3 protein-coding genes are annotated in these 2,704 nt (G+C 59.7%); 1 reads left to right on the plus strand and 2 read right to left on the minus strand.

Annotated features, from left to right (window positions below; translation table 11 throughout):
* Positions 1 to 64: 64 nt before the first annotated feature.
* Positions 65 to 1,240 carry an NAD(P)/FAD-dependent oxidoreductase gene (locus AC1DT3_RS17415; protein ID WP_477466494.1) on the plus strand — a complete coding sequence of 392 codons (1,176 nt, stop codon included), beginning with the start codon at positions 65 to 67 and terminating at the stop codon, positions 1,238 to 1,240.
* Positions 1,241 to 1,242: 2 nt separating this feature from the next.
* Here AC1DT3_RS17415 and AC1DT3_RS17420 read toward each other — a convergent pair whose 3' ends face one another.
* Positions 1,243 to 2,331 (minus strand): M24 family metallopeptidase, encoded by a 1,089-nt coding sequence (locus AC1DT3_RS17420; protein WP_477466495.1) that lies wholly within the window; start codon positions 2,329 to 2,331, stop codon positions 1,243 to 1,245.
* A gap of 45 nt (positions 2,332 to 2,376) precedes the next feature.
* On the minus strand, positions 2,377 to 2,704 hold a 328-nt coding region (locus AC1DT3_RS17425), incomplete at its 5' end, for an ABC transporter permease (protein ID WP_477466496.1).

The following is a 2,704-nucleotide window of genomic DNA, read 5'->3' on the forward strand; positions in this document are numbered from 1 at the left end:
CACAATCTCCCTCGCCCAAATCAGAGACAACGCACGCGCTCGTTCATAAGACAGGAATCATCCGATGGAGCATTACGACGTCGTCATCATCGGCGGAGCGGTCATAGGCAGCTCAGTCGCCTACCATCTTGCCGCACATCCGAGTTTCGCGGGCCGTATCCTCGTGATCGAGAAAGACCAGAGCTACCAGCGATGTGCATCGGCTCTTTCGGCCGCCTCGATCCGCCAACAATACTCGACTGCCATCAATGTCGCGATATCGCTCCACGGCATCGCGTTTCTCCGCAAAATCGGCGAGCACCTTCAGATCGACGACGAGAGACCGGAAATCGGTTTGCGGGAGGACGGTTACCTCTTTCTTGCTACGAACGAGGGTCGCTCCATCCTCTCAGCCAATCATCGCGTTCAGGTCGACAACGGCGCCGACATCATGTTTCTCGAATCGGATGCTTTGCAGGAACGCTTCCCTTGGCTCAACACTGATGACGTCGCGGCCGGCACGTGGGGGCGGACTGGCGAGGGTTGGTTCGACGGTTACGGCCTGATGCAGGCCTTTCGTCGGAAAGCCCGCTCGCTCGGCGTCACATACAAGGCGGCGACCGCCATCGACTTCACGCGATCAGGGCCACGACTTTCGACCGTTCGCCTCGACGACGGAACGACGATCGCGTGCGACGTTGTCGTCAACGCCGCCGGCGCCGGTGGACCAGCGATTGCGCGCGCCGCCGGCATCGATCTTCCAATCCACAACAAGAAGCGCATGATCTTCACGTTCGATTGCGCGGAGAGTCTTTCAGGGTTTCCTCTGATGATCGATCCAAGCGGCATCTATGTGCGCCCCGAGGGAAAAGGGTTTATCTGTGGCGGTGCGCTTCCCGCCGACCAAGATCCGGACAGCGAGGATTTCGAGGTCGATTACTCATACTTCGAGGATGTGATTTGGCCAGTCCTGGCAGGGCGCGTCTCCGCCTTCGAGCGGATCAAACCCGGGCGCGCATGGGCCGGGCACTACGACATGAACATCTTCGATCACAATGCTTTCATCGGACGCGTGCCCGGATTAGAGAACTTCTATCTCGCAAACGGCTTCTCGGGCCATGGACTTCAGCAATCGCCCGCGATCGGACGCGGCCTCAGCGAACTGATCGTTAGTGGCGAATACCAAACGTTGGACCTCTCCGCTCTCGCCTTCGAGCGGCTGGCGGAGAACCGGCCACTTGTCGAGACCAACGTGGTCTAGCGTCACCTGACGACGACAGTTCTTGGCAACTCGCTCAGAATGCGAGGGCCCGTCTTCTCCAGAACGACTATTTCCTCCAGGCGAATTCCGAATTCGCCGGGCAGATAAATACCGGGTTCGATCGAGAACACGTTGCCTTCTTCAAGTACAGTCTCGCTCCAAGGCGTGATATAGGGCGCCTCATGCCCTTCCAGGCCGAGGCCGTGGCCTGTACGATGCGTGAAGTACTCGCCGAAGCCCGCCTCGTTGATCACTCGACGCGCCGCGGCATCGACTGTTTTCGCCGCGACGCCGGGACGAGCCGCTGCGAGGGCCGCTTGGACTGCTTGCTCGACAATGGCATGCACCTTGAGATAGCGCTCGCTCGGCTGCCCTATATGCACGACGCGCGTGATATCGCTCGAGAACGCGCCGAACCGGCCAGCCAGATCGATGACGATTGCATCGCCGCTGCGAAGCGTTCGATCGCTCGTGAAATGATGGGGAAAGGCGCCGTTCTCGCCACCTCCAACGATCGCGARGAGCGGCTTCGCGCCCTGAGCTTCAAACGCCGCGGCCGCCGCCGCGGCGACATCACGCTCTGTTACCCCAGCAACGACGGCTTCGAAGGCAGCGCGCATCGCTTTGTCGGCAATGAGGGCGTTTGCTGCGATCGCCTCGACCTCGTCGGGATTCTTGCACTGACGCAGACCTCCGACACTGTCGGCTGCAAAACCAGTCTGCATCGTGCCCAAAGTACGGAGAAACAGGAGCGCGAAGTCCGCCCGCATCGTTTCGTCCACATGAACCCGGCCCGTCGGATCGATTTTGAGATCGGCTATCAGAGCAGCCAGAGGGCGGCTTGGATCCTGACCGTCCTCATAAGTGTAGAAAGGAAGGCTGGTGGCCTTGCGCATATCGGGCGCCTCCAGCGTCGGCACGAGAAACGCCGCATTATCGGACGTCACGACGAGGAGATTCGGTCGCTCGTCGGCATGCGGTCGAACACCCGAAATGTATTGCATGTAGGGGCCTGGGCCGAGTGCAACCGCTGCGATGCCGTCTCGTGCGAGTTGCATTTGCAGCCGGACCAAGTTGGAAGGTTTCGTCATTCTGTCACCCTGCAAATAGTTTGGACGAGTGCATGGTCGATCCCCTCAACGGCGATAGTACCGTTGGATAATGGAGGTCGACAGGATTGTGAGCGCGAGCGTCGCGATCATGAGAATGAAGGCGAGCGCACCGCCGAAGGGCCAGTTGGATTGGCCGGTTATCTGCTGATAGACCTGAGGCGCCATGACATGAAAGCGTGGACCTCCCAGGAGAACGGGCATCGCGTATGCATTCATGCACAGAATGAAAACGAGCACGGTACCAGCTAACAAACCGGGCAACGCGAGCGGGAAAACGATGCGCCGGAACGCCGTGAACGGTCCCGCCCCAAGATTGGCCGCAGCGAACTCGTAGTTCTGATCGATGCTCTCG

This window comes from Microvirga sp. P4_G7, assembly GCF_056401005.1.

Coding starts and splice junctions, on each gene's coding strand:
- AC1DT3_RS17415 (WP_477466494.1), top strand. CDS start 65: ATGGAGCATTACGACGTCGTCATCATCGGCGGAGCGGTCATAGGCAGC.